Annotated in this window: 21 protein-coding genes and 9 pseudogenes; 3 read left to right on the top strand and 27 right to left on the bottom strand. The window is 46.0% G+C overall.

The annotated features are described in order from the left end of the window. The 10 genes and pseudogenes from JCM10519_RS16775 to mtaB form a co-directional block, all read right to left on the bottom strand. Positions 1-262, bottom strand: a pseudogene (locus tag JCM10519_RS16775) (U32 family peptidase); the annotation flags it as partial. Positions 263-373: 111 nt separating this feature from the next. Continuing rightward, complete coding sequence (locus JCM10519_RS31075; RefSeq protein WP_347844539.1) at positions 374-559, bottom strand: hypothetical protein; 186 nt, start codon at positions 557-559, stop codon at positions 374-376. Beyond that, positions 553-873, bottom strand: coding sequence for a class I SAM-dependent methyltransferase (locus tag JCM10519_RS31080; RefSeq protein ID WP_347844540.1), 321 nt, complete (start codon positions 871-873; stop codon positions 553-555). Before JCM10519_RS31080 ends, JCM10519_RS31075 begins: the two co-directional genes overlap by 7 nt. A gap of 244 nt (positions 874-1,117) precedes the next feature. Continuing rightward, complete coding sequence (locus JCM10519_RS16785) at positions 1,118-1,408, bottom strand: aminodeoxychorismate lyase (protein ID WP_347844541.1); 291 nt, start codon at positions 1,406-1,408, stop codon at positions 1,118-1,120. 147 nt (positions 1,409-1,555) lie between these two features. Then, positions 1,556-3,223: pseudogene (locus JCM10519_RS16790) on the bottom strand (ribonuclease J). A 14-nt stretch (positions 3,224-3,237) separates the two neighbouring features. Further along, positions 3,238-3,705, bottom strand: coding sequence for a Fur family transcriptional regulator (locus tag JCM10519_RS16795; protein ID WP_054740585.1), 468 nt, complete (start codon positions 3,703-3,705; stop codon positions 3,238-3,240). Between the two features lie 25 nt (positions 3,706-3,730). Continuing rightward, entirely contained in the window at positions 3,731-4,012 is a 282-nt protein-coding gene (locus JCM10519_RS16800; protein ID WP_054740588.1) for a DUF1292 domain-containing protein, read from the bottom strand. Next, positions 4,002-4,442 (bottom strand): Holliday junction resolvase RuvX, encoded by a 441-nt coding sequence (gene ruvX / locus JCM10519_RS16805; protein WP_054740589.1) that lies wholly within the window; start codon positions 4,440-4,442, stop codon positions 4,002-4,004. Before ruvX ends, JCM10519_RS16800 begins: the two co-directional genes overlap by 11 nt. A 139-nt stretch (positions 4,443-4,581) precedes the next feature. Next, the gene (locus JCM10519_RS16810; protein WP_054740595.1) at positions 4,582-4,842 is read right to left on the bottom strand and encodes an IreB family regulatory phosphoprotein; all 261 of its coding nucleotides are present in this window, start codon (positions 4,840-4,842) and stop codon (positions 4,582-4,584) included. 80 nt (positions 4,843-4,922) lie between these two features. Continuing rightward, positions 4,923-6,288, bottom strand: a pseudogene (gene mtaB, locus JCM10519_RS16815) (tRNA (N(6)-L-threonylcarbamoyladenosine(37)-C(2))-methylthiotransferase MtaB). Between the two features lie 156 nt (positions 6,289-6,444). Here mtaB and JCM10519_RS16820 point away from each other — a divergent pair. Continuing rightward, positions 6,445-6,678: a PTS sugar transporter gene (locus JCM10519_RS16820; protein ID WP_013271604.1), complete on the top strand. Its 234-nt coding sequence runs from the start codon at positions 6,445-6,447 to the stop codon at positions 6,676-6,678. Between the two features lie 75 nt (positions 6,679-6,753). On the opposite strand, the gene thiI is transcribed toward JCM10519_RS16820, so the two are convergent. From thiI to hrcA, 12 genes and pseudogenes are all read right to left on the bottom strand, one after another. Further along, positions 6,754-7,932: a tRNA uracil 4-sulfurtransferase ThiI gene (gene thiI / locus JCM10519_RS16825; RefSeq protein WP_054740597.1), complete on the bottom strand. Its 1,179-nt coding sequence runs from the start codon at positions 7,930-7,932 to the stop codon at positions 6,754-6,756. A 48-nt stretch (positions 7,933-7,980) separates the two neighbouring features. Next, positions 7,981-9,136: pseudogene (locus JCM10519_RS16830) on the bottom strand (cysteine desulfurase family protein). A gap of 118 nt (positions 9,137-9,254) precedes the next feature. Next, a complete protein-coding gene (locus tag JCM10519_RS16835; protein WP_054740599.1) occupies positions 9,255-9,992 on the bottom strand; it encodes an RsmE family RNA methyltransferase in 738 nt (245 codons plus the stop codon). 88 nt (positions 9,993-10,080) lie between these two features. Further along, positions 10,081-11,038 (bottom strand): annotated as a pseudogene (gene prmA, locus JCM10519_RS16840) (50S ribosomal protein L11 methyltransferase). Beyond that, the gene (locus JCM10519_RS31085; RefSeq protein ID WP_347844542.1) at positions 10,971-11,459 is read right to left on the bottom strand and encodes a sulfite exporter TauE/SafE family protein; all 489 of its coding nucleotides are present in this window, start codon (positions 11,457-11,459) and stop codon (positions 10,971-10,973) included. Before JCM10519_RS31085 ends, prmA begins: the two are co-directional and overlap by 68 nt. Then, positions 11,353-11,793 (bottom strand): sulfite exporter TauE/SafE family protein, encoded by a 441-nt coding sequence (locus JCM10519_RS16850; protein ID WP_347844543.1) that lies wholly within the window; start codon positions 11,791-11,793, stop codon positions 11,353-11,355. The genes JCM10519_RS31085 and JCM10519_RS16850 overlap by 107 nt, the downstream gene beginning before the upstream one ends. A 511-nt stretch (positions 11,794-12,304) precedes the next feature. Further along, entirely contained in the window at positions 12,305-12,637 is a 333-nt protein-coding gene (locus JCM10519_RS16855) for a nucleotidyltransferase domain-containing protein (protein WP_054740604.1), read from the bottom strand. 232 nt (positions 12,638-12,869) lie between these two features. Then, positions 12,870-13,418: a hypothetical protein gene (locus tag JCM10519_RS16860; protein WP_054740606.1), complete on the bottom strand. Its 549-nt coding sequence runs from the start codon at positions 13,416-13,418 to the stop codon at positions 12,870-12,872. A 40-nt stretch (positions 13,419-13,458) separates the two neighbouring features. Continuing rightward, positions 13,459-14,583 (bottom strand): annotated as a pseudogene (gene dnaJ / locus JCM10519_RS16865) (molecular chaperone DnaJ); the annotation flags it as partial. 107 nt (positions 14,584-14,690) lie between these two features. Continuing rightward, the gene (gene dnaK / locus JCM10519_RS16870) at positions 14,691-16,553 is read right to left on the bottom strand and encodes a molecular chaperone DnaK (RefSeq protein WP_054740608.1); all 1,863 of its coding nucleotides are present in this window, start codon (positions 16,551-16,553) and stop codon (positions 14,691-14,693) included. Between the two features lie 70 nt (positions 16,554-16,623). After that, positions 16,624-17,269, bottom strand: a pseudogene (gene grpE, locus JCM10519_RS16875) (nucleotide exchange factor GrpE). A 24-nt stretch (positions 17,270-17,293) separates the two neighbouring features. After that, positions 17,294-18,336: pseudogene (gene hrcA / locus JCM10519_RS16880) on the bottom strand (heat-inducible transcriptional repressor HrcA). A gap of 375 nt (positions 18,337-18,711) precedes the next feature. Between hrcA and JCM10519_RS16885 the strand changes: the two are divergent. Together JCM10519_RS16885 and JCM10519_RS16890 are read left to right on the top strand one after the other, a co-directional pair. Next, entirely contained in the window at positions 18,712-19,296 is a 585-nt protein-coding gene (locus JCM10519_RS16885; protein ID WP_054740610.1) for a 3D domain-containing protein, read from the top strand. A 195-nt stretch (positions 19,297-19,491) separates the two neighbouring features. After that, the gene (locus JCM10519_RS16890; protein ID WP_054740612.1) at positions 19,492-20,214 is read left to right on the top strand and encodes a 3D domain-containing protein; all 723 of its coding nucleotides are present in this window, start codon (positions 19,492-19,494) and stop codon (positions 20,212-20,214) included. Between the two features lie 105 nt (positions 20,215-20,319). Here the strand turns inward: JCM10519_RS16890 and JCM10519_RS31090 are convergent, their stop codons facing one another. From JCM10519_RS31090 to JCM10519_RS31100, 5 genes and pseudogenes are all read right to left on the bottom strand, one after another. Continuing rightward, on the bottom strand, positions 20,320-20,985 hold the full coding sequence (locus tag JCM10519_RS31090; protein ID WP_347844544.1) for a hypothetical protein: 666 nt from the start codon (positions 20,983-20,985) through the stop codon (positions 20,320-20,322). Continuing rightward, positions 20,954-21,535 carry a radical SAM protein gene (locus JCM10519_RS31095; RefSeq protein WP_347844545.1) on the bottom strand — a complete coding sequence of 194 codons (582 nt, stop codon included), beginning with the start codon at positions 21,533-21,535 and terminating at the stop codon, positions 20,954-20,956. The genes JCM10519_RS31090 and JCM10519_RS31095 overlap by 32 nt, the downstream gene beginning before the upstream one ends. Continuing rightward, positions 21,525-23,338: pseudogene (lepA, locus tag JCM10519_RS16900) on the bottom strand (translation elongation factor 4). Before lepA ends, JCM10519_RS31095 begins: the two are co-directional and overlap by 11 nt. A gap of 617 nt (positions 23,339-23,955) precedes the next feature. Continuing rightward, on the bottom strand, positions 23,956-24,762 hold the full coding sequence (locus JCM10519_RS16905) for a stage II sporulation protein P (RefSeq protein ID WP_347844546.1): 807 nt from the start codon (positions 24,760-24,762) through the stop codon (positions 23,956-23,958). Beyond that, complete coding sequence (locus JCM10519_RS31100; RefSeq protein ID WP_347844547.1) at positions 24,759-25,370, bottom strand: hypothetical protein; 612 nt, start codon at positions 25,368-25,370, stop codon at positions 24,759-24,761. Before JCM10519_RS31100 ends, JCM10519_RS16905 begins: the two co-directional genes overlap by 4 nt. Between the last annotated feature and the right edge of the window lie 12 nt (positions 25,371-25,382).

Genomic DNA, 25,382 nt, shown 5'->3' on the forward strand with positions numbered 1-25,382 from the left:
TTTCCTTTAATTCTTTAAAATATTCCTCTACTCCGGTCAGGTCATCATTGTGAGCCAGAATATTGGCCGTGATATAGACCTTTACCCCTTTTTCGTGGGCAAAGGCAATTCCTTCCCGGATCTCTTCTATTGAAAAATTCTTTGCCTTGGCACGGAGGCCAAAAGCTTCTCCTCCGATGTAGACAGCGTCTGCACCGTAAACTACCGCAGTTTTAAGTACATCCAGGCTGCCTGCCGGAATTAAAAGTTCGGTCTTTCTCATAAAAATCCTTTCTTGTGTCTATATTATGAAAACAAAAAATGTTTTCATAATCGGATGAACGGGCTAAAAAGCAGCCCTTTTATCTTCGCATACATTGCAAGTGAAGATAAGCTATATTAGAATGCTGACGGTTATGCCATCACCAATGGGTATAATGGTCGTTGTAAGCCGCTCAGAGTGCTTCAGCTCATATAAGTATTCCCGCATCCGTCCGTGAATGGTCCGGTTCCGGCGTTCCACCGCATAGCGGGATTCTATGATATCCCCATCCTGAAGGACATTGTCGGAAATCAGCATCCCCCGGGGGCCATAAGCTCTAAAATCCTCGGCAGCCACAAAAGATACTGTCCCTTGGCCGCATCCATGAAAACAAGGTCAAAGGGGCCGGTAAGCCCCTTTAATATCTCCTGCGCATCTCCCTCAAGGAGGGTGATCCGCTCCATCTCCCCGGCCTCTTTAAAATTTTCTTTGGCCTCTGGGATCCTTTTTTCATATTTTTCTATGGTGGTGATATGGCAGTCATGAGGCATGGCCTCTGCCATTAAAAGGGTGGAATAACCGACCGCAGTTCCCACCTCTAAAATAGCCTTTGGCCTCATGGCAGCTATCATAGTCTGAAGGAAGGCAGCGGTCTCTTCCCTGATAACCGGGACGCCTTCCTGCCTTGCCTTTTTTTCCGATTTTTGAAAGGAGCGGGCTTCTGTCTGTTTCCAGAGATTTGATATAATCCGTTATCCTGTCATTTACAATCATTTTTTCTCTTCCTTTTCCCCTGTATTCTCATTCATCATCTGAAGGATTTCCTTGGAGGTCATGGAAGTGTTAAAGGTATATCCTCCCGGATTTACCTTATAATCAAAAAAATTCCGCCTGTATGATAAAGGAATATTCATTGGATATTAAACCATTGTCCTTTAGAAGCTTCGCCGTCTGGACCACAGAAGTTCCTTTGCTGATTGTTATTTCCTTATCCCGTCCCGGCTCTGTATCCACCGCAGAGGCGTAGAAAATATCATGGCCAAACTCATATCCTCTGGTGACTCCCTCATAAAGCAGAAGGATCACCAGGGCAAAGATAATAAGCCTGCTTGAAATCGCGATGACTGCTCCTGTAATTTTATTAATCTCTTTCGTTGCACGGCTCATATCCTGCTTCCTTTCCTTTTTACTGTCCGTTTCACAGGACATAAAGGTATACCCGTAGGGTGTTTCCTTATTATCGCCCGCTTCTCAGGGCATAAAGGTATGCCCGCAAGGTGTCTCGCCTTAAAGGTAGGGTTATCTTCCCCTGTGCTATACTTCCATAATGATCGGCAGAATCATAGGATTCCGTTTCATCCGCTTCCATAAAAAGTCGCTTAAGCTGTCACGTATAACGTTCTTAATTTTCCCCCAGTCATTGACATGGCGTCGAGACAGTCAGAAACAGCTTCATTGACAATGTTTCTGGCTTCCTCCATTAAATCCTCAGACTCACGCACATAAACAAATCCTCTGGACACAATATCCGGCCCAGCCAAAAGCTGATTGGAATATTTCTCCAGGGTCAGAACCACCACGATAATTCCGTTCTGGGCCAGGTTCTGCCTGTCTCTTAAAACAATATTTCCCACATCTCCGACACCAAGGCCGTCTACCAGGATTCCTCCTGCCTGGACATGGTCCACGATCTTCCAGGATTCCTGTCCCAGCTCAACCACATCACCGGAGGACATGACGATCACATTCTCCTTGGGGGTTCCCATCGCCTGAACCAGATTTTTCTGGGCCATGATATGACGGTATTCGCCGTGAACCGGAATGGCGTATTTGGGACGGACCAGGGCATACATCAGCTTAATTTCCTCCTGGCATGCATGTCCGGATACATGGGTATCATCGCTGATTACCTCTGCGCCCTTCATGGAAAGCTCGTTAATGACCTTGGAAACAGCCTTTTCATTGCCAGGAATCGGATGAGAGCTTAAAATAATTACATCACTTGGCTTAATGGAAATCTTCTTATGAGTGCTGCTTGCCATTCGGGAAAGGGCTGCCATGGATTCTCCCTGGCTTCCGGTGGTGATGAGAACGGTCTGCTCATCGGGATAATTTTTTAACTGATCGATTTCAATCAGGGTTCCATCAGGAATATTTATATAGCCAAGCTCACTGGCCGTGCCGATCACATTGACCATGCTGCGGCCCTCTACCACTACCTTGCGTCCATACTTGGCAGCAGAATTGATGACCTGCTGCACCCGGTCCACGTTTGAGGCAAAGGTGGCAACAATGATGCGGTTATTCTTATGGTCTGCAAAAATGTTATCAAAGGTTTTTCCCACGGTCTTTTCCGAGGGAGTGAACCCTGCTCTCGTAGCATTGGTGCTGTCACACATCAGGCCAGAACGCCCTTCTTGCCCAGCTCGGCAAACCGCTCCAAATCAGCCGGTTCCCCGAATACCGGAGTATAATCAATCTTAAAATCGCCTGTATGCAAAATCACGCCGGCCGGAGAAAAAATGGCAAGGGCGGAGGCATCGGCGATGCTGTGGTTTGTCTTAATAAATTCAATACGGAAACATCCTAAGTTTACGGACTGTCCGTGCTTGATCACCTTTCTCTTGGTGTTTTTCAGTAAATTATGTTCTTTCAGTTTGTTCTCGATCAGGGCAATGGTAAGCTTTGTTCCGTATACCGGTACATTAATATCCCTTAAGATATAAGGAAGGGCGCCTATATGGTCCTCGTGGCCATGGGTGATTAAAAATCCCTTTACCTTATCGATGTTCTGTTTCAGATAAGAGACATCCGGTATCACCAGATCGATTCCAAGCATATCATCCGTGGGGAATGCCAGTCCGCAGTCCACTATGATGATGCTGTCTTCACATTCAAAAGCAGTGATATTCATACCGATCTGCTCCATTCCGCCTAAAGGATGATTTTAACTTTCGCGTTGCTGTCTTGTTTTTTTTCAATATTTTACCTCCATCTTATGATTTTCCGTCCTGTTCTTCTTCCATTGCCTCCCGGCATTCCCTGCAATACCCGTGCAGCTTCACTTCATGATCGGTAACAAGAAAACCTGTCCTGTCAAGAAGGGCCTGCTCCAGCGTATCCAGTAAATCGCCTTGAAAGGAAAATACGTTTCCGCATCGGTTGCAAATCGCGTGGTGATGGTGATGTCTGGACTCACGATCCAAGCCCCCTAATTCGTAGCGGGCGAATCCATCGTCAAAACTGACCTTGTCAATTACTGATAAATCCACCAGTACCTGCACGGTCCTGTAAATCGTGGCAAGCCCAATCTCCGGGCACTTCTGCCTGGCCAGATCATAGATCTCTTCCGCAGTCAGATGCTGCCCGGGGCGCTCTGCCATGAGCTCCAGTACCAGCATGCGCTGGTTGGTCACCTTGAGTCCTTTCTCTCGGAGCATATTTTTAAATATTTCCTGTTTCATGCAACAGTCCCTCAATTACTCACCATTAGATTTCAATATCCACATCTGCTCCGTCAAGCAGTTCGGAAAATATCTTAAATAAATAATCTATCTCGTTATCATCCTCTACAAACTCATACAAAGCCTGGATGTCTTCCTGCTTTGACAAATCCTTTAAGATGTAACATTCGCCTTCGTCATCCTCATCTGCCGCATCAGTTACCAGCAGATAATTCATCCCATTAATTCTGGTTTCTTCCAGAACGTAAAACTCCACGGTTTCCCCTGAATCTGTTGTCAGGGTAATTTTCTTTTCTTCACTGTTCATTTCCTGTCTCCTGCCTTAAGCTGTCCAGATAGCCCTGCAGGATCAGTCCTGCCGCCACCTTATCAATGACTGCCTTGCGGTGTTCCCGTCTTACACCGCTTTCCTGTAATATTCTTTCCGACGCCACGGTTGTAAGCCTCTCATCCCAGAGGATGACGGTAAGTCCGGTACGCCTCATGAGCATCTCTTTAAACTGCTCTGTTTTCTCGGCCCGGTCACCGACCGAATTATTCATATTTTTAGGATAACCGAGGACAATGGCTTCAATCTCATATTCCCGGATCAGTTCCTCAATCCGGGCACAGGTCTTTCTCAGTTTATTCTCGTCTTCTCTCGTAATTGTCTCCACTCCCTGGGCTGTTATACCAAGTAAGTCGGAAACTGCAACTCCTACAGTTTTAGAACCGTAATCAAGCCCCATAATCCTCATATTTTCCTCCAAGCTGCTCCTCTTCCAATCTTTATGCAACAAAAGAAAGCTGGTCTAAAGCCAACCGTATAAAAACAAACTGTCAGACTCCGCCTTCGTTCACTTCATCTGACAGCTAGACTTATGATTATTCACAGCCTTATTTCAACATCGTATTAATATATACCCTCATAAGCTCTTCCAAAATCTCATCCCGCTCCACTTTCATGATAAGACTTCTGGCGTTCTTATGGCTGGTAATATAAGTAGGATCTCCTGACATAATATAGCCTACGATCTGGTTGATAGGATTATAGCCCTTCTCAGTAAGGGCTATATAAACCTGCTCCAGTACCTGGCTTACATTTAGTTTATTTTCCTGCACTGCCTTGAAAAATTGCGTATTATGAATATCGCCCATGTTTCTCACGTCCTTTAACTGTTCTACTATATTCTAAACCAAAATATTGGATTCGGCAAGCCAAAAATAAAATTTGTCTCTTAATGCTTTAAAAATGCCACTTCATCATTCATCATTTCTGTTAGAGTTCCCTCTATTATCACGCCCTTTAAGCCCTCTTCAAAGGGAACCACGGCCTTCACATATTCTCTGGTATGGCCGATCATATAACGGACGTCATTTAACCAGTATTCCTCTTCCATGAGCACCTCTGTCCTGGAACCCAGACATGACTTCCGGTACTCAAGGGACATTTCCCTTTCCAGGCAGAGAAGCTCATTGCTGCGTTCCGCCTTTATGGATTCCGGTACCTGATCCGGCATCACCGCTGCCCTTGTACCGTTTCTTTTGGAATATTTAAAAACATGCATCTCATAGAACCGGACATTTTTTTAAATATTCCCTTGTCATCCGGAATTCCTCTTCTGTTTCTCCCGGAAACCCTACGATCACATCAGTGGTAATGGCAGGATTTTTAAATGCCTTCCGCAAAATCCGGCAGCGGTTCAAATAATCCTCTGTGGTATAGTGGCGGTTCATCCTCTTTAAAGTATCATCGCATCCGCTTTGAAGGGATAAATGGAAATGGGGACATATTTTATCAAGTCCTGCAAGCGCCGACGCAAACTCTTCGGTCACAATCCTTGGTTCCAGAGAACCAAGACGGATCCGTTCTAAGCCTTCCACTTCGTGGATGCTCCGGATCAGATCCAGAAGGGTAAGACGCTCTTCCTCTGGAAAATCCTTTCCATAAGAGCTTAAATGGATTCCTGTAAGCACAATCTCCTGGTATCCGGAAGTGGTCAGACGTTTGACCTCTTCTACCACCTCAGCAGGCTTCCGGCTTCTCACCCGTCCTCTGGTATAAGGTATGATGCAATAGCTGCAAAACTGGTTGCAGCCATCCTGAACCTTAATAAATGCCCTGGTATGGTCTGAAATCCTGTCAATGGACAGATTCTCGTATTCCCTGGTATCATTGATGTCAATAATATTTTCCACCCCTTTATCAGGTGTATAAGTATGCTTATCGGGTGCTTCTTCTTCCTCCGTCTTCTTCCTTTGGGCAAAGTAGTCATCCAGAATGGAAACCAGCTCAGTCTTTTTGTTGTTGCCTACGACCAGATCCACCGCTTCATCCTTTTTAAGCTCTTCTCCTGCTGCCTGAACGTAGCATCCGGCCGCCACGACCACTGCCTCCGGATTCATTTTCTTTGCTCTGTGAAGCATCTGTCTGGACTTGCGGTCCGCGATATTTGTTACGGAACACGTATTAATGATATAAACATCGGCCCCTTCCGCAAAGGGAACGATCTCATATCCGGCGCTTTCAAGAAGCTGCTGCATGGCCTCTGTTTCATAGGAATTAACCTTGCATCCAAGATTATGCAGGGCTGCCTTTTTCATCTTGTTTTCTCCTATCTAAATAATCAGTTTATTTTCCGTATTTTCATGTAAAATTACCATTGACTTTTATACAATATATCAGTAGTATTGAAGAGAAAAAGGGGCGGTCCCTCATTTTAATTTAAATAAAAAAGCTCACTTAAGGAGGTTTTTCACATGAAAACAGTTCGTATATCTTTAAATTCCATCGATAAAGTAAAATCTTTTGTAAATGATTTGACAAAATTTGACACTGACTTTGATCTTGTTTCCGGCAGATACGTAATTGACGCAAAATCTATTATGGGCATCTTCAGCCTGGATCTTTCCAAACCCATCGATTTAAATATCCACTCTGAAAATAATGCCGATGAAATCTTAAACGTTTTATCTCCATATATTGTAGATTAATAAGTCACGCATTACGTTTTAAAACGGGGTCCGGCCTTTTCCAGAAGAGAGCCGGACCCCAATTTTATTTTTCCTTTAACACCAAACCTTTTCTACCGTGCTTATGGCCGTTTCTACCAGTTCTTCAATCTTTTCTTCTAACTTTTCCTCTGACCGCTCAATCATCTTCAAACTCGGCTTCGTCACCGGATGCTTTGCTACAAAAATGGTGCAGCAATCCTCAAAAGGAAGCACAGAAGTCTCATAAGTACCGATCTTTTCCGATACATCCACGATTTCCTGTTTATCAAAGCCGATGACAGGGCGGAATACCGGCATGGTGGTGGCTGCATCCGTAGCTGCCAGTGACTGCATGGTCTGGGAAGCCACCTGTCCAATGCTCTCTCCTGTAATAAGGGCCATGGCACCGCTATCTCCTGCCAGCCGCTCTGCAATCCGCATCATATAACGCCTCATGATGATGGTAAGCTCCTCATGGGGGCATTTATCATAAATATACAGCTGGATGTCCGTAAAATTCACAATATGAAGATGTATCGGCCCGGAATATTTAGAAACCAGCTTGGCCAAATCGATGACTTTCTGCTTGGCCCGCTCGCTGGTATATGGCGGCGCATGGAAGTAAACGGCATCGATCTTAACTCCGCGCTTTGCGATCATGTAGCCTGCTACCGGGCTGTCGATACCGCCGGACAAAAGAAGCATGGCTTTTCCATTGGTTCCTACCGGCATGCCGCCCGGACCTGGGATGGTATGGGAGTAAATATTGATCTTATTCCGGACTTCCACACGAAGCATCACCTCCGGCTTATGGACATCAACCTTTGTCTCAGGAAATGCATGAAGTACCAATTCCCCAAGATCCCGGTTGATCTGCTCCGAATTTACCGGATACTTTTTGTTTCCTCTGCGGGCATTGACCTTAAAGGTGAAATTCTTATCTTCATAGAATTCATCCACATAGGACAGCACCTGCTTCTTTAAATCTTCATATCCATTGTCCTCCACCTGGACCATGGGACAGATGGCGGCAATGCCGAAAATGCATTTAAAAGCTTCTATAACCTCATCAAAATCATAGTCCGACTCTGCTGTTACATAGATACGTCCTGATTCCTTGGAAACCACAAAATCACCGTCTACTCTCTTTAAAGAATGGCGGATCTGAGCCACCAGGGCATCCTCAAACAGATAACGGTTTTTTCCTTTTACTCCGATCTCTGCATATTTAATTAAAAATGATTGATATTGCATCTGTTATCCTTTCCTCTTTCCTGCCATGGTTACCCGGCAGGCTTTTTCCTAGCCTCTCTGATACCGCCTTAAAACAGGCATAAGTTCCTTAAGCACATCAATACAGTAATCTATTTCCTCTTTGGTGTTATAAACCCCGAAGCTGAAACGCAGCGTGGAATCCAGAAGCTCAGGCTTTACGCCGATTCCTTTTAGCGTCCCGCTGACAGCCGGATGGTTGGAAGAGCAGGCAGACCCGGAGGACACATAAATGTCCCTTTCTTCCAGGGCATGCAAAAGCACTTCGCTTCGGATACCCAAAAAGCTTGCGCTGACGATTTGAGGCGCCGACAAATCACCGGGAAGGCTGTTTACGGTGACCCCGTCGATTTCTGAAAACCTGTCTATCATGTAATCCTTAAGGGCGATCATGGACTTCATCTTCTCTCCGTGATCCGTATACATGATTTTGGCCGCCACGCCCATGCCTGCGACTCCCGGAACGTTTTCCGTACCGGAACGCATGCCTCTCTGCTGGCCGCTCCATAAATCAGAGGTCTTATTTTCACTCTCTGGTCAATGTATAAAAATCCCACTCCCTTTGGTCCATGTATCTTATGGGCACTGACGGATAAAAGGTCAATTCCCTGGCGCTTTGGCCGGATGACAAATTTTCCGTAAGCCTGAATGGCGTCCACATGAAACAGGATGGAGGGATTCTTCTTTTTTTTATGGCCTTTGAAATGGCTTCAATCGGTTCCACTGCGCCGATTTCATTATTCACATACATAATGGATACCAGAATGGTTTCCGGGCGGATAGCTGCCTCCAGTTCTTCCAGGCGGATATGCCCATGGGCATCCACAGGAAGATAGGTTACGGAAAAGCCCTGTTCCTCTAAAAATGCCAGGGAATTATATACAGAGGCATGTTCAATGCCGGTACTGATGATGTGGTTTCCCGCTCTTTTATTGGCCATGGCAGTCTCGATCAGGGCCATATTGTTGGATTCTGAGCCGCCGGAGGTAAAAACAATCTCCTTTGGCGCGACTTTTAACGTCCCGGCTATGATCTCCGCAGCTTCCTTAATATATCGTTCCGCTTCCATTCCCTTCTTATGCTTGGCGGAAGGATTTCCATAGTCTTCCGTCATGATCTTTACAACAATATCTTTTACCGGCTCCAACACTCTGGTTGTGGCCGAATTATCAAAATAGGCTTCCATATATGGCCCTTCCTTTCCTCTTGCAGCCCCTGTTTCCAGGCAGAGCCCGCCCCGCTTTACAGCATGCCCCGCACCACCGGGCATTAAGGGATACCCCAGGGTGTTTCCCTGGATCCTGTCAGCTTTCCAGCTGGAAGGCCAGCACGGATACAATGGCAAGGCCGGCGGTTTCCGTCCTCAGAATCCGTTTTCCCAGGGTAATGGGTTTTGCTCCAAAACTCTCTGCAAGTTCCATTTCAGAATCTTCAAAGCCGCCCTCCGGTCCGATAAATATCCCTGCGCTCATTCCCGGTTTAATACCGGACAGGATTTCTTTTGTCTCTGCCATATCCTTTGCATGTTCAAATGGAATGACTGTTATATCAAGCTCCTTTGCAAAGGCCAGAGCTTCCTGAAACGTCATGACACCGGACACCTCCGGTATAATAAGCCGCTTAGACTGCTTGGCAGCGCTTTCTGATACTGCCCTCCAACGGCGAAGCTTTGATTCTTCCTTCTTTTTATCCAGCCGCACCACGGCCCGTCTGGTCTCCACCGGGATGATCTGGTATACTCCAAGCTCTGCGGCCTTCTGTATGATCAACTCCATCTTGTCGCCCTTTGGCAGTCCCTGAAACAGATAGAGCCTTGCAGGAAGCTCGGCACCTCCCTCATCTACAGACAGGATTTTAGCCGTCACTTCTAAAGAAGCCACGCAGGTAATCTCACACAGGTAATCTTTATCTACCCCATTGCTGATTAAAATCTGTTCCCCGGCGCCCATGCGCAGGACATTTTTAATATGATTCACATCCGGCCCCATGATCCGGATTACTGAATCTCCGATCTGATCGGGATTAACAAAAAAGTGATACATTCTGTTTCCTCTTTCTTGTCCATGTTCTTTGGACAGTGCCCACCCCGCTTTACCGGGTGTAAAGGTATGCCTGGAAGGCGCCCTCTTCCTATTTCTTTCTGACCGTTATTGAGACCCATTCACCCTGATAAGTGGTTTCCACAAGCTCAAAGGCATCATTTTCCTCAAATGCTTTTTTTCACCGCTTCTTCCTTCATGTTAATGATGCCGGAAGTAATGAAAACAGCGTCTTTTTTCATATGGACAGAAATTTCCTTCTGAAGCAGGATAATGATGTCTGCCAGGATATTGGCTACTACCACATCATATTTTTCAAAGCCTGCCTTCTCCTGTATAGCCCTGTCATCAATAATATTGCCCTGTAATACCTGAAACTTACCCACAGGAATATCATTGGCTTCCATATTCTCCTTAACAGCAACAATGGCATTTTCATCAAGGTCGGTTCCAAATACCTCTTTTGCACCCAGTTTTAAGGCAGTGATCCCAAGAATTCCGCTTCCGGTTCCCACGTCAAGAAGGGTTGTCCCCGGTGTCACGTATTTTTGCAGCTGACGGATACAAAGCTGGGTCGTTTCATGCTGTCCGGTTCCAAAGGCAGTTCCCGGATCGATCTCAATTAAAAGCTTGTCCCCCAGTCCCTCCGGGATTTCTTCCCAGGTAGGTTTGATCAGGATATTATCCACGGTAAATGGCTTAAAATACTGTTTCCAGTTATTGATCCAGTCCTTATCCTCTGTCTCACCGGACTCTATGGTACATTCCCCTAAATCCGTAAACATGGAAAGCTCGGAAAGACCTTCTTCCACACGCTTTAACATGCCCTCGATATCAGAATCCGGCTCCAGATAGAAGCTGACCTTTGCAACGCCCTCATCCGGCGGAAGCTCCGGCAGAATGTCGATAAACATGCCTTTTGTCTCTGCTTCTGTAAGAGGGATATTATCCTCGATTTCAATTCCTTCTATTCCGATTTCATCAAACATGCTGCTGACTAAATCCACAGCCTCTGTCGTGGTGGTCAGCGTAAATTTTTTCCATTTCATAGCAATTCCCTATCCTTTTATAATTTTCACAAATAAACACAAAAGCACCACTAAAACCACCGGGCGCACAATCTTTAATCCATTTTTCACTACAAGTCCTGATCCGATATAATGGCCTGCAATGCAGAAAAGCCCTGACGCCAGTCCTAAGGGAATCAAAACCTTTCCATTTATTAAAAAAAGTTGCCAATGCTGCAATGTTGGAGGATAAGTTGATCACTTTCGTGGTGCCTGATGCACTCCTGACATCCATTTTGGCTAATCCGGTCAGAATAAGCAGTAAGAAGGTTCCCGTCCCTGGTCCGTAAAATCCGTCATAGCCTCCAATGACCAGCGCTGCACATATGCTGATCAAAAACATCTTTTTTTTCAGGCAGGCTGCCTTCCTCCTGATCTCCCAGGTTTTTATTCCTGAGAACATAAAAGGCAACAACCGGAAGCACCACCAGCATCATGCCCTTTAATACCCGCTCACTGGCAAGCATGGATAAGTGCGCTCCGATTACAGAACCGACCACAGCAAAAAGTGCGGCAGCCAAAGACAGCTTTGCTTTAATATAGCCGCTCTTCGCATACCTGGCCGTAGAGATCGCGGTTCCCATGGTGGAACCCAGTTTATTGGTCCCAATGGCCAAATGAGGAGGCACCCCTGCTGCCAGATATGCGGGAAGGGATATAAGTCCTCCGCCTCCTGCTATGGAATCCACAAATCCTGCCAGAAAAACAAGAGGGCATACGATCAAGTATTGGTACATAGGCTGTTTCCTTTCTTTGGCATCCGGCAACCGAATTTTCTCATTATAGTATAGGAACGAATTTCTCTCAGCTTTAAACCACAAGATATCATAACATACAATGAAATCCCTTGCAAGCGTCTAACATCAACGAAATTTGAAGGGTTATTTCATCTTTTACAAAAAAATATTTTTTTAAAAAGAATGCAATAAAAACTGTAGCTGATGCATTAACTAATTGAACGGATGAGAATAACTTTTGTTTCGTTCCGATCGCAAGGGCAAAAAAATATCAAGTAAACGAAATTCCTTGATGCATTACACCCCATCACACCCGCCTGAGCGATTGGAATTGGAACAGGAACTATTTTCACAAATTACAAAGCAAAAAAACATTTGTAATGAAAAACAGGGGACGCACCTCATGGCCGAAGCATTTCAGCCGTCTGGTGCGTCTCCTGTTTTTATGATAAAAGCTTTCTGTTTCACCTTTTATGGTTTTCCATATAATGATCAACAGCTCTTTTTGTCTCTAAAACTGCTTCCTTTCCCACAGCAGAACTCCCTCCATTATTAAATTACGGGAAAACTGGTCCTTCCCAGCCTTCCAGCCGTCTCCATAGACAAACTTTAATTCCACGTCCGGCAGGTTCCAATCCTCCGGCATTGCATGAATCCGCATACTGCATCCAATATCAGCCGTAAATTTCTCGCTGCACTGCACCAAAAGGTCCACATCACTGTCGAATCTTTGATTCCCTCTCCCACAGCTTCCATAAAGATAAACCGCTTCTATATAAGGGCTGTAGGCTTCACTGCAAAGTACCTCTAAAGCACCTTTTATTGACTGCATATGCCGCTCCATAAGACCCCTCCGTTCAACAACTCATCTGATAATTTCTTTGGCGTAATTTACTTAATGAAGGCAAATAAAACACAGTCTGAATTCTGCCATAGAGCACTTAGTAAATTAACCGTTCGATGAGCCTCCAGGCGAACCCAACTTACTTTCCATACTTATTATACAAGAAAACCAAATGAAAGAAAAGGTACAGCAGAAAATTTCCGCCATACCTTTTAAAAACATTCAATCAAGTCTACTGAATCCATGCGCCGTCAGCTCCCACCTTATATCCGTCAGGAGTGGTCGTATTGATAAGCAGCCTTCCCAGACAGCCATCGGACATGGTATTAAAGTAATAAGCTTTTCCGCCAATAATCTGCCAGCCTATCCTCATAGCGCCCATTGTACCGTCATCCACCGGGTTTAAGTAATACTTAAGACCTCCCTCATCTGCATACCAGCCGGTCAGCATATGGCCCTCCCAATTAAACCGGTACCATCTGCCATCAATATACTTCCAGCAGTTAGATGGCCAGCTTCCGTCGCTGTATTGAAACCACCAGCCGGAAGGACTGTAGCGCCAGCCTCTCTGGCAGCTATAGCTGCCTGGCCCGTCGTCGTCATCCCATAAGTCAAAGGATTCACTTCCCTCAATAGGACCTTTGATTTTTGTACCTGAACCGTTCCAGCCGGGAAATTCCCGGACAGTCTGCCCGTCTGCTGCCATGACGGCAGCGGGAAACAGAACTGCCAGCCATATAACAGCAGCTGTCAGGGCCAGATTTTTTGCAAGCCTTCCCATACCTTCCCCTCCATTTAAAGCCATGTATCTTTCGGAATCCCTATTTAAAGATTCCCTTCTTTTTATGTTTGTCGCCTTCTCCTGTGCCGTTCATGGCTTCGTCAAACTTGCGAAGTGCATCTTTTTGAGCTTCTGTCATGCGCTCCGGCACTGAAACCACCAAAGTGACAAAATGGTCCCCGCGAATGGCCCGGTTGCGCAAGGAAGGAACACCCTTTCCTTTTAAGCGTACCTTGGTATCAGTCTGGGTTCCCGCCTTCACTTCGTATTCTACTTCCCCATCCACAGTCTTGATCCGGATGGTTCCGCCTAAGGCAGCTTTGGCAAAGGAAACGGGTACTGTTGAGAAAATGCTGGTATCCTGGCGTTTGAAAATCGGATGGTTGGATACCACAGCCTCTACCAGCAGATCGCCTCTCTCTCCGCCATTGGTTCCCGGCTCTCCTGCACCTGCAAGACGCACGGACTGTCCGTTGTCAATTCCTGCCGGAATGGTGACTTTAAATTTCTTTCTTCTTGTATTGTATCCGCTGCCATAGCAATCCGGGCATTTTTCCTTAATGATTTTCCCGCTGCCTCCGCAGTCCGGACAAGTCTGAACATTCTGTATCTGGCCGAAGAAGGATTGCTGGGTATACATGATCTTTCCTTTTCCATTACATTTTGGACATGTAACCGGTGAGGTTCCCGCTTTTGCGCCGCTTCCATGGCAGGAGGAACACTCTTCCTTAAAATTGATCTCAATATCCTTCTCGCAGCCGAAAATCGCATCCTCAAAGGTGATGCGGATGCTGGTTCTGACATTGGCTCCCCTAGATGGCCCATTGTACTGGGCGCTGCTTCTTCGTCCTCCGCCAAAGATATCTCCAAAAATATCCCCGAAAATATCTCCCATGTCTGCTCCGCTGAAATCGAAGCCGCCAAAGCCGCCTGCTCCTCCGCTTCCGTCAAAGGCAGCAGAACCGAACTGGTCATACTGGCGTCTCTTATCAGGATCGCTAAGGACACTGTAGGCCTCGGAAGCCTGCTTGAACTTCTCAGCAGCAGCTGCATCTCCGGGATTTGTGTCAGGATGGTATTTCTTAGCTAATGCCCTGTAAGCCTTCTTAATGGCTGCATCATCCGCATCCTTTGGAATGCCCAGGGTTTCATAATAATCTTTTTTTACTCTCTGCCATCTTAGGTCTACCTTTCATAGATTAAAGCAACTGGGAAAAAGTGCTGTATCGCTACAACACTTTTCCCAAAGTCCTGTCTACTGACCAGACTAGTTTACACCTCTTTGTAATCTCCGTCAACTACATCGCTGTCCTGATAAGAAGCATTTTCTGCTCCCATGTCAGGGCCTGCGCCCTGGGCTCCGGCTCCGGCCTGGGCCTGCTCATAAACCTTTGCAAATAAAGCCTGTGCACTGTTCATCAGTTTTTCTTTGCCAGCCTTGATGTCTTCGATCTGAGCATCAGTCATATCATCAATCGGAGCTCTGCCTATAGCTTCTTTCAATGCATTTAAGTCCGCTTCCACAGATGCCTTATCATTTGCATCGATCTTATCTCCCACTTCCTGGAGAGCCTTCTCTGTCTGGAATACCATGGAGTCTGCATCGTTTCTTGCGTCAATGCCTTCCTTGCGCTTCTTATCCTGAGCCTCATATTCAGCCGCTTCCTTGACTGCCTTATCAATATCAGAATCAGACATGTTGGAGCCGGAAGTAATGGTAATGTGCTGTTCCTTGCCTGTTCCTAAGTCCTTAGCAGAAACATTTACAATACCGTTGGCATCGATATCAAAGGTAACCTCGATCTGAGGAACGCCTCTTCTTGCAGGCGGAATTCCATCCAGACGGAATTGACCTAAGGTCTTGTTATCTCTTGCAAACTGCCTCTCACCCTGTACCACGTGGATGTCAACCGCTGTCTGGTTGTCAGCCGCTGTGGAGAAGATCTGGCTCTTCTTTGTGGGGATCGTCGTATTTCTTTCAATTAATCTGGTAGCAACGCCGCCCATGGTCTCAATGGATAAGGAAAGGGGAGTTACGTCCAGAAGCAGGATATCGCCTGCACCTGCATCACCTGCAAGCTTTCCGCCCTGGATGCTGGCGCCGATGGCAACACATTCATCCGGGTTCAAGGATTTAGAAGGCTCCTTGCCTGTCAGCTGTTTTACTTTTTCCTGTGCAGCAAGCATACGGGTAGATCCGCCTACTAACAATACTTTTCCTAACTCAGCGGCAGTAATGCCGGCATCTTTTAATGCATTCTGTACCGGGATTGCTGTGCGCTCGATCAGATCTGCTGTCAGCTCATCAAACTTTGCTCTGGTCAGGTTCATATCCAGATGCTTTGGACCTTCAGAGGTAGCAGTGATAAACGGAAGGTTGATGTTGGTTGTGGTAGCGGAGGATAATTCCTTCTTTGCCTTTTCAGCTGCTTCCCTTAATCTCTGCATTGCCATCTTGTCGCCGGATAAATCAACGCCCTCTGCCTTTTTAAATTCATCTACCATCCACTGGGTCACGCGGTTATCAAAATCATCACCGCCCAGACGGGTATCGCCGTTGGTGGAAAGAACTTCGATGACGCCGTCGCCGATTTCAATGATGGAAACATCAAAGGTACCGCCGCCTAAGTCATATACCATGATCTTCTGCTCTTTTTCATTATCAAGTCCATAAGCCAGAGCTGCTGCTGTCGGCTCGTTGATAATACGCTTTACGTCAAGGCCTGCGATCTTACCGGCATCCTTGGTTGCCTGACGCTGTGCGTCGTTAAAATATGCCGGTACGGTAATAACCGCTTCGGTTACTTTTTCTCCTAAATAAGCCTCTGCATCTGCCTTTAATTTCTGAAGAATCATGGCAGAAATTTCCTGAGGACTGTAATTCTTTCCGTCAATGGCCACCTTGTAGTCCGTGCCTATATGTCTTTTGATGGAAGAGATGGTGCGGTCAGAGTTTGTTACTGCCTGGCGCTTTGCAGGCTCACCTACAAGCCTTTCTCCGTTTTTAGTAAATGCAACAACGGACGGTGTGGTTCTTACGCCTTCGCTGTTGGGAATTACAACTGGTTTACCGCCTTCCATAACGGCTACACAGCTATTTGTTGTACCTAAGTCAATACCAATGATCTTGCCCATAGTTTTTTTCCTCCTATTTAATAAACAAAAATAAATGATTACCAATTGTATGTTTCCTGATGCCATATAACTAATTAGCCACCTGCACCATGGAATGCCTTACCACGGTGTCGCGGTAGGTATAACCCTTCTGGAGCTCCTGGGAGACTATATTCTCACCCAGTGATTCATCTTCAATATGCATTACCGCATTATGGAAATCAGGATCAAACGGCTTTCCAACTGCTTCAATCGGCTTTACGCCGGCATCTTCCAGGGTTTTCATAAGCTGTTTGTATATCATTACCATTCCATCAGCAAAAGGAGCTTTTCTTTCCTCCTCAGAAATGGCTGCAAGGCCTCTTTCAAAATTATCAACTACCGGAAGGATCCGCTCAACGATATCCTTTGCTCCGATTTCAAACATGGCTGACTTTTCCTTTTCTGTTCTCTTGCGGTAATTATCAAATTCAGCCATGGACCTCTGCAGACGGTCTGTCAGTTCCTCTATTTTTTCATCCCTTGGATCTTTTTTTCTCTTTCTTTTTTCCGAAAAGGCCCTTTTTCCCGGATTCTTCTTTGGAATCCTCTTCAGCCGTTTCTTCCTCCGGAACATTTTCCTGGGTTCCATCGTCCCCGCAGGCTTCTGCGCCTTCTATTTCTTTTTCAGCGGAAACGGCATCCTCTGTATAAACAGTTTCGTCTGCCAGATTCTCATCTGTTTTCACATCTTCCATGCTCAATGCTCTACCCTTTACCTTTCATCTTTTTTTCAAAATGGTATCCAGCTGCGTCATGAGATTGCGCAATGTGCTGAGTACCTTTTCATAATCCATCCGTTTTGGACCAATGATTCCAATGGTACCTCTTAAGCCTTCGCCCAGTTCATAGTTGGCGGTTACAATGCTGCAGTCCTTCATTGTCTTAACAGGAGCTTCATCGCCAATATATACCTGGATTCCGGATCCGCTCTCCGAGCTGTTCACATCATCGATCAACCCCTGTAAAAGATCCTTTTGTTCCAGCGTACCGATAAGCTTACTGGCCCTTTCTCCATCACTTAACTCCGGATACTTGAAAATGTTCGTAGCACCGCTGGTATAAATCTGAAGGTCTTCATCATCACCCCGGATGGCTGCGGCTACCTCGGTGAGAACCCGGTCCACCACATCGCAGTGGGGCCCTGCCTGAACCTTCATCCTGCTGATCACTTCAAGATTGATCTCCTCTATGGTCAGCCCGTTAAGGCATTGTTAAGAAGAATGTTAAGATTCAGAAGTCCTTCGTCATCTAATTCCGTATGAATAGGTATCATGGTATTCTTAATAATATTGCCTTCCACCACGATTACCACAAGAAGCTTTTCATCATCAACCTTGGAAAGCTGAATAAACTTCAGTTTGTTCTGGTGGTACTGGGGTGCGCTGATCATTGCCGCGTAATTGGTGTTCTGTGCAAGAAGCTTTGCCATCTGCTTTAATAATAGCTCTACCCGATCCACCCGCTTTAATATCATATCCTTGATTTCAGTGACTTCTTCTTCTTTTTCCTGCATGATCTGGTCCACATAAAAGCGGTATCCCCTGTCAGAAGGAATCCTTCCGGCGGAGGTGTGGGGCTGCATAATATATCCCAGCTCCTCCAGATCAGACATCTCATTCCGGATGGTAGCAGAACTTAAGTGCAAATCCGTATACTTTGATATAGTACGGGAACCTACCGGCTCTCCGGTCTCCAGATAAGTTTTGATGATGGCTTTTAATATAGTTACTTTCCGCTCATCCAACTGATCCCTGTCACTCAAACTGCCCCACTTCCTTTCTGAGTCTTTTTTTGTTAGCACTCAACGTTTGGGAGTGCTAACATCTTCTTTTCATAATATATTCTTTTTTTTCTACTTTTGTCAATACATTCCTGTAAAATTTTTTTGGTGAAGTTTTTGCGACCTGCTTGTACATTTTTCCTCAATTATCTATTAAATATTACAAAGCTGTTGACATTTTTTTCTTGACATTTAACACTTTTGTAATATAATGGTAAATAAGACACCATAACAACACGATTAAGAGGCCGGTTGAAAGAAAAACATCTTACAACCTTAAGCTTGTGAACCGTATGCCCCCCTTTACCGGGCATCAGATATGCAGGCATATCCCCTTGATCCATTTGGAGGTAAATTATGAATAGTTTTTCAGGGAAAAAGAGTATCACCGGATTCCTGACACTTCTTTGTATCCTGCTGTTGTCTACAACTGCACTTGCAGCTGAGACTACGGGTAAAGACCAAACTGTGAATCAAGTACAGTCCGAAAGCGCTGGAACGGATCATCAAACCATACAAACCGAAACGGAAAGCCAGACGCCATCTGCCGGTACCGGGACACCTTCTGAGGAAATCGGACCTGGTATTAAGAAAAAAGCTCCTGAACCAGTAAAACCGGAAGAGCCGGCAAAGCCGGTTTATGAAAAAGGAGAATCCCTGGGGCTCTTCTCCGCCACTGCGTATTGTCCGGGCAGCGAAAACTCCGGCAAACAGTGCCGGACCTATTCCGGAACAGTTCCGCAGCCGCAGCATACCATATCCGCAGATATCACGATCCTTCCTCTTGGAACAAAGGTCATGATTGACGGCATCGTCTATACCGTTGAGGACATCGGAAGCAGCGTGAAAGGAAACAAAGTAGATATTTTCTTCGCAACCCGTGCAGAAGCACTGGATTTTGGGAGACAAACGAAAGAATTATTTGCAGTCATTGAACGGTAGGAAATGCCATATAGCACCGCAGAACAGCGAATCACTTCACTGTTCTGCGGCTTTTTTTCGTCTTAACCTTGACAAATTTGGAAAAATGTGTAAAATGATTACTTGTACCTCATTTATTACAAATCTGTTACATATAATTATAAATATATGTAAAATATGTTACAGTTTGTAAGAAAGAAAGGAAGTATTTGTAATATGCAAAGATCAAACCGAATTCACTGGTTCTTCGGAACCTTACTAATGATGGCATTTTTCCTGATAAGTGCATGGAATACCCTGGCAGCCCAGACAGCAGGTATTATTGACAATGCGGACGAAAGCAGCATCAGAGGCTGGGCCATTAACAGCTCTGATCCCAGCTCTGCGGCAGAAGTAAAGATTGTCATTACCAACCAGTCAAACGGGCAGGTCGTGGAGGAGCTTACCACTGCTGCCTCCAAGTACCGGGAGGATCTGGTATCCAACGGGACCGGAAATTATGGTTTTGAAATACAGGTTCCCTGGAATTCCTATGGAGACGGCACTTACCTGGTAGAGGCCTATACGGCCAGCCAGAAGCTCTCCGGCACCAGAGTTCATGGAGTCGGCGCCGCTGCTGCTGCCAGCCTTCAAAACAGCAGCTCTAATCTCCGTTCCCTGGGCGCATTTAAAACAACGGCCTACTGTCCCTGCAGGAAGTGCTCCGGAGGCTGGGGAGGACGTACCAGCACAGGAACCATTGCAGCCGCAAACCATACCATTTCTGTTGATCCAAGGGTCATTCCCTATGGCAGCCGCATCATGATAAACGGAGTGGTCTATACGGCAGAGGATTGCGGAGGCGGGGTCAAGGGAAACCACATTGATATTTTCTTCAACACCCATGGAGAAACCCGTGCCTATGGCACCAGAAGTGTGGAAGCATATCTCGTGCAATAGCACTGAATCCCAGAAGGAAAGGGGTAAACTGTACTCTAATAGTTAAGCACAGCTTCTTTTTCTGTGTCTTACCATTAGAATACAGTTTACCCCTTTCCTTTCCGCTTACGTTAAGAACCGGCTCATGACATAGTTACTGATGTCGATCCCCCTGGACGTCAGGCGGTAATATCCGTTTTTAAACTCCATAAGGCCGTCTTCTTCCATCGCATCCAGTACCATACCGTAAACATTCCGGATATTGTGGCCAAAGCTGCTGACAAATCCCTGGGCCGAGACACCTTTCGTCAGACGCAGTCCCAGAAACATGTACTCTTCCATCTTTTCCTCTATTGTCAGCTGTTCAAACTCCTGTCTAAGCACTTTCTGAAATTCTTCCTCCTGGTCCAGGCGGGCACTGCAATACTCATTGAAATCAGGAGTATTGTGAAAACGGCATCCATTCATATAGGAAGCAGACCCCAGACCTAAGCCCAGATACTCCACACCTGTCCAATAGCCGATGTTGTGCCTGCACTCGCAGCCCTTTTTGGAGTAATTGGATATCTCATACCGTTCATATCCCTGATCAGCCAGAAATTCCCTGGTCAGGTAATACATTTCACGCTCTGTATCCTCATCCGGCAAATCCGGCAGAGACTTAAGGCAAGAGGCTTCTTCCAGTGTCAGAGAGCTGTTTTCCGTCTTACCATCTTCCTTATACCGGACATAATAAGGGGTTCCATGCTCCACGATCAGGCTATAGGCAGATATATGCTCCGGCTTCAGCATGGTCACCTTTTTTTAAGGTGTTCTTCCATGATTCCAATGTCTGCCCGGGAATTGCTGAGATTAAATCCACATTCACATTGTCAAAGCCGGCCATACGGACTCTCTGATAGCTTTTCAGGAATTCATCATAAGTATGGATTCTGCCCAAATAGCGCAGCTCTTTGTCATCTGCAGACTGAAGTCCCATGCTGATCCGGTTTACTCCTGCTTCTCTGTAGCAGAAAAGGGACTCAGCCGTAACCGTACCAGGATTTACCTCCATGGTGATCTCTGCATCAGCCAGGATATCAAATTCCTCCCTGAGAGAATGAAGAACTGCTGTCATGTCCTCTATGCTTAATATAGAAGGAGTGCCTCCCCCTATGAATACGCTGATTACCTGGTATTCTTTGACTTTGGCACTCTGGCATTTAATCTCTTCTATTAACTTTTTTGTATATTCCCGCTGCATCTGCCGGTTTCCGGAAAAAGAGAGAAAATCGCAGTAAGCGCATTTACGCGCACAGAACGGGATATGCACATAAATCTCAAGACTTTTTTTATTCATCATCTAATTTCAGTACGCTCATAAATGCCTTTTGTGGTATCTCTACGTTACCAACCTGGCGCATACGTTTTTTTACCTTCCTTCTGCTTTTCAAGAAGTTTTTTCTTACGGGAAATATCACCGCCATAACATTTGGCAAGAACGTCCTTTCTCATGGCCTTCACTGTCTCACGGGCAATGATCTTGCCGCCGATCGCCGCCTGGATGGGGATTTCAAAAAGCTGTCTGGGAATCTCATCCTTTAGCTTTTCACACATCCTGCGGCCTCTGTCATAAGCGGATAATGCATGGACAATAAAGGAAAGGGCATCCACTTCTTCTTTGTTCACCAGGATGTCCAGCTTCACAAGCTCCGATCTCTGGTAGCCCTTTAATTCATAGTCAAAGGACGCATATCCCTTGGAACGGGATTTTAAGGCATCAAAGAAATCGTAAATGATTTCGTTTAAAGGAAGCTCATATCTTAAAAGTGCCCTGGTAGCTTCCATGTATTCCATGCCCAGATACACGCCCCGCCGCTCCTGGCAAAGGGTCATGATGCACCCACAAATTCCGTGGTCACCATGATCTCAGCGCTGACAATAGGTTCTTCCATATATTCGATTTCCGTTGGATCAGGCAGGTTGGAAGGGTTTGTCAGTTCCAGCTTTTCGCCGTTCTTTTTATAAACACGGTAAACAACGCCTGGTGCCGTTGTCACCAGATCCAGATTGTATTCCCGCTCCAGACGCTCCTGAATGACCTCCAGATGAAGGAGACCTAAAAATCCGCATCGGAAACCAAAGCCAAGGGCAAGGGAGGTCTCTGGCTCAAAGAACAGGGAAGCATCGTTAAGCTGAAGCTTTTCCAAAGCATCCCGCAGATCGTTATAACGGGCTCCATCTGCCGGATACAGGCCGCAGTAAACCATGGAGGTCACCTTCTTATAGCCTGGGAGCGGATTCTTGCAGGGCCGGTCTGCATTGGTAATGGTATCACCTACTGCAGTTTCCTTTACATTCTTTATGCTGGCTGTCAGATATCCTACCATACCGGCGCTTAATGCCTCACACGGGAGGAACTGGCCTGCACCGAAATAGCCTACCTCCACCACCTCTTCTATGGCTCCGGTGGCCATCATGCGCACCCTGTCACCCTTTTTCACTGTTCCCTCCTTTACACGGAAGAACACGATGACACCTTTATAGGAGTCATAAAGAGAGTCAAAAATCAGGGCCTGGAGGGGAGCATCCGGATCTCCCTTTGGAGCCGGGATCTTTTCAACAATGGCATCCAGGACTGCTTCCACATTTTCTCCTGTCTTTGCGGAAATCCTGGGAGCATCCTGGGCTTCAATCCCAATGACATCTTCGATCTCCTCCACCACGCGCTCCGGTTCTGCGCTTGGGAGATCGATTTTATTTAAAACCGGAAATACGTCAAGATCGTGGTCCAGAGCCATATAAACATTAGCCAGTGTCTGTGCCTCGATTCCCTGGGAAGCATCCACCACCAGGATTGCTCCGTCACAGGCAGCAAGGCTTCTGGAAACCTCATAGTTGAAATCCACATGACCCGGGGTGTCAATCATGTTAAAAATGTATTCTTCGCCATTCCCGGCCTTGTAAACGGTCCGGACTGCCTGGGCCTTAATGGTAATTCCCCGTTCCCGCTCCAGATCCATATTATCAAGGACCTGGGACTGCATTTCCCTGCTGGTGAGTAAACCTGTCTTCTCTATAATCCTGTCTGCAAGGTTGATTTTCCATGATCAATATGAGCGATAATACAAAAATTGCGTATCTTGTTCTGCTGGGCAGCTGCCATATATTTAATTCCTCTTTTCTGATGTTTCTGGTGTTTTTCCGGCCAGCCCCCATCCCAAGGCATAATCCGCCAGATTACTATGATATCTTTAAAAATATACCATTAAAATAGAAGATTGTCCACCTTGACAGCGTTGTTTTTCCTCGCTAATCTGTTGGAAAACAAGGGCAATGCTTGTTTTGCTGTCCTTGCTAAAAATAACGGTATCATTTTAGTATCTCAAAAGCCGCTTAGTTTGATCCCTCGTTATTATAAAGGAGGATAACTCTTAATGATCTGCTTCTAAACTAATCCTTGACTAAACTAAGCCTTGAAATAATATGCGCAGTGTGATATATTAAAAGCACAAAAGGAATAACCGCCACACAAGGTGGAAGCTCCCAGAAAACAGTACAATGTCCTAACGGACACCGCCTATCCTGTTCGCAGCAGGGTAGGCTATTTTTTTAACTTATCTATGTAAGTCAGCAAGGCCAGGATAAAAGTTGCAAATAATAGCACATCTGCAAATGAAAACATATCCGGCACCACCTCCCCTCTCATTATGGCATAAAGGCATAAAAGCGGGAAGGTTCCACCCTGTATTCGGTTACTCCTGATAGCATATTACCATTTTTTTAATTTCCCTGCAACACCATATCCAAAATTTCAGACAGAGGTTCCATGGCGTTTAATGCTTCCTGGTATGTATTGGTCTGGGCACCTACTTCGATCAGGGCAGATCTTGCTCTTAAATGCTGGTTATACCGAAGGCCTTTTATGTATATTTTCCGGGTCAGATTAGGAAAATAGGCCGCCGCATCAAGCTGCATCTGAAAGCTGAAGGCAAGATTCTGGTCTCTATAAGGATTGGGAAGATATTCAATAGGCCCCTTTGGCGTCTGGCTGACTCCATTAAAAAACATAATGGGAGCCGTTGGTTTTCCATTGACCTGGTTTACCATATGGAGATTCTCGTTTACCCCATCCCGGTGAACATCCAGTATCACCTCAATAGAGGGGTTCTTCTGAAGGATTCCTGTAATGCCATCCAGGGCATAAGTATATGCTTTGTTTCTGTCCAGCTTACCGTTCTGCAGATCATAGACCGAGGTATCATGGATCACATTGTAGCCCTTTGCAGTCAAAAGCTCCGTAAGATAATTTCCGATTCCCACTACAGTGGCACCGGGATTATCCGGCCCGTGATCTGCAAATTCCTCCTGGGAATGGGTGTGGTAAATGAGAATCTGTGGTTTATCGTTTGCTCCCTCCAGGGTAAAATCCTCAGAAAGAAACTTATCTGACTTCATTAAATCCCTGCCTGCCGTTGTGGAGGTATGGACACTGTAAAAATGCTTTATGAGAAAATCATAATCTGCCAGCTGCTCCTTACGGTATAGGGTCCCTGCTATGGGCCATATGGTGCTGGATGCACAGGTCATGGCAGGTCCTTATCCGCATTCAGGGTATTTCCTTTATCAGACGTTCCCGCCTCGCCAGCCTCTGATGCCTGATTTTGTTCCGGTCCCTGACTGGCTGCAGTATCTCCTCCGGCAGGCGGCTGCTCTGCCGGCTGTGCCTTATGGGTTCCCGCATTAATGCTTCCATCCTCTCCGCTTTCCTCTCCGCCGTCATATAAAAGGAAGCTGTGTTCCTCATAAAATTTTCCGCTTTCTAAATATCCTTCATAAGCCGGATCCACTTCCCCGTAGTCTGTTGACCTTTTGCTGCCTCTGCCGGCATACCGGTAAAGAGGGGACTGACTGAAAAGGAAATCACAGAGAGCATTTATCATGGATTTTTCATGGGTGCCGGACTGGTTGCCCTTCTGGTCCTTTTCTTCCCAAGTTGCGGCCGGATACTGGTGCCTCCAGATATAGGAAGCCCCAAGACCCGCCCCTTCTTTGGCCCAATCTTCCGCTTTATGAAAGTCCGCCTTTTTACTGGCTTCTGAAACCTCTTTTATGCTGAGAAGAACGGCCAGTACCAGGCTTACTGCAATCATCATTTTTTTTATATACCAGTTAATTCCCTTATTTCTCCGCCTCATAACCGCCTTCCC

The sequence above is a fragment of the Clostridium sp. NkU-1 genome (assembly GCA_001312405.1).

Bases quoted from the DNA above. Each gene is read 5' to 3' on its own strand.
- JCM10519_RS31075 (WP_347844539.1), bottom strand. From the start codon at position 559: ATGCTGATTTCCGACAATGTCCTTCAGGATGGGGATATCATAGAATCC.
- JCM10519_RS31080 (WP_347844540.1), bottom strand. From the start codon at position 873: ATGATAGCTGCCATGAGGCCAAAGGCTATTTTAGAGGTGGGAACTGCG.
- JCM10519_RS16785 (WP_347844541.1), bottom strand. From the start codon at position 1,408: ATGAGCCGTGCAACGAAAGAGATTAATAAAATTACAGGAGCAGTCATC.
- JCM10519_RS16795 (WP_054740585.1), bottom strand. From the start codon at position 3,705: ATGAAACAGGAAATATTTAAAAATATGCTCCGAGAGAAAGGACTCAAG.
- JCM10519_RS16800 (WP_054740588.1), bottom strand. From the start codon at position 4,012: ATGAACAGTGAAGAAAAGAAAATTACCCTGACAACAGATTCAGGGGAA.
- ruvX (WP_054740589.1), bottom strand. From the start codon at position 4,442: ATGAGGATTATGGGGCTTGATTACGGTTCTAAAACTGTAGGAGTTGCA.
- JCM10519_RS16810 (WP_054740595.1), bottom strand. From the start codon at position 4,842: ATGGGCGATATTCATAATACGCAATTTTTCAAGGCAGTGCAGGAAAAT.
- JCM10519_RS16820 (WP_013271604.1), top strand. From the start codon at position 6,445: ATGAAAACAGTTCGTATATCTTTAAATTCCATCGATAAAGTAAAATCT.
- thiI (WP_054740597.1), bottom strand. From the start codon at position 7,932: ATGCAATATCAATCATTTTTAATTAAATATGCAGAGATCGGAGTAAAA.
- JCM10519_RS16835 (WP_054740599.1), bottom strand. From the start codon at position 9,992: ATGTATCACTTTTTTGTTAATCCCGATCAGATCGGAGATTCAGTAATC.
- JCM10519_RS31085 (WP_347844542.1), bottom strand. From the start codon at position 11,459: ATGTTCTCAGGAATAAAAACCTGGGAGATCAGGAGGAAGGCAGCCTGC.
- JCM10519_RS16850 (WP_347844543.1), bottom strand. From the start codon at position 11,793: ATGTACCAATACTTGATCGTATGCCCTCTTGTTTTTCTGGCAGGATTT.
- JCM10519_RS16855 (WP_054740604.1), bottom strand. From the start codon at position 12,637: ATGGAGCGGCATATGCAGTCAATAAAAGGTGCTTTAGAGGTACTTTGC.
- JCM10519_RS16860 (WP_054740606.1), bottom strand. From the start codon at position 13,418: ATGGGAAGGCTTGCAAAAAATCTGGCCCTGACAGCTGCTGTTATATGG.
- dnaK (WP_054740608.1), bottom strand. From the start codon at position 16,553: ATGGGCAAGATCATTGGTATTGACTTAGGTACAACAAATAGCTGTGTA.
- JCM10519_RS16885 (WP_054740610.1), top strand. From the start codon at position 18,712: ATGAATAGTTTTTCAGGGAAAAAGAGTATCACCGGATTCCTGACACTT.
- JCM10519_RS16890 (WP_054740612.1), top strand. From the start codon at position 19,492: ATGCAAAGATCAAACCGAATTCACTGGTTCTTCGGAACCTTACTAATG.
- JCM10519_RS31090 (WP_347844544.1), bottom strand. From the start codon at position 20,985: ATGCTGAAGCCGGAGCATATATCTGCCTATAGCCTGATCGTGGAGCAT.
- JCM10519_RS31095 (WP_347844545.1), bottom strand. From the start codon at position 21,535: ATGATGAATAAAAAAAGTCTTGAGATTTATGTGCATATCCCGTTCTGT.
- JCM10519_RS16905 (WP_347844546.1), bottom strand. From the start codon at position 24,762: ATGACCTGTGCATCCAGCACCATATGGCCCATAGCAGGGACCCTATAC.
- JCM10519_RS31100 (WP_347844547.1), bottom strand. From the start codon at position 25,370: ATGAGGCGGAGAAATAAGGGAATTAACTGGTATATAAAAAAAATGATG.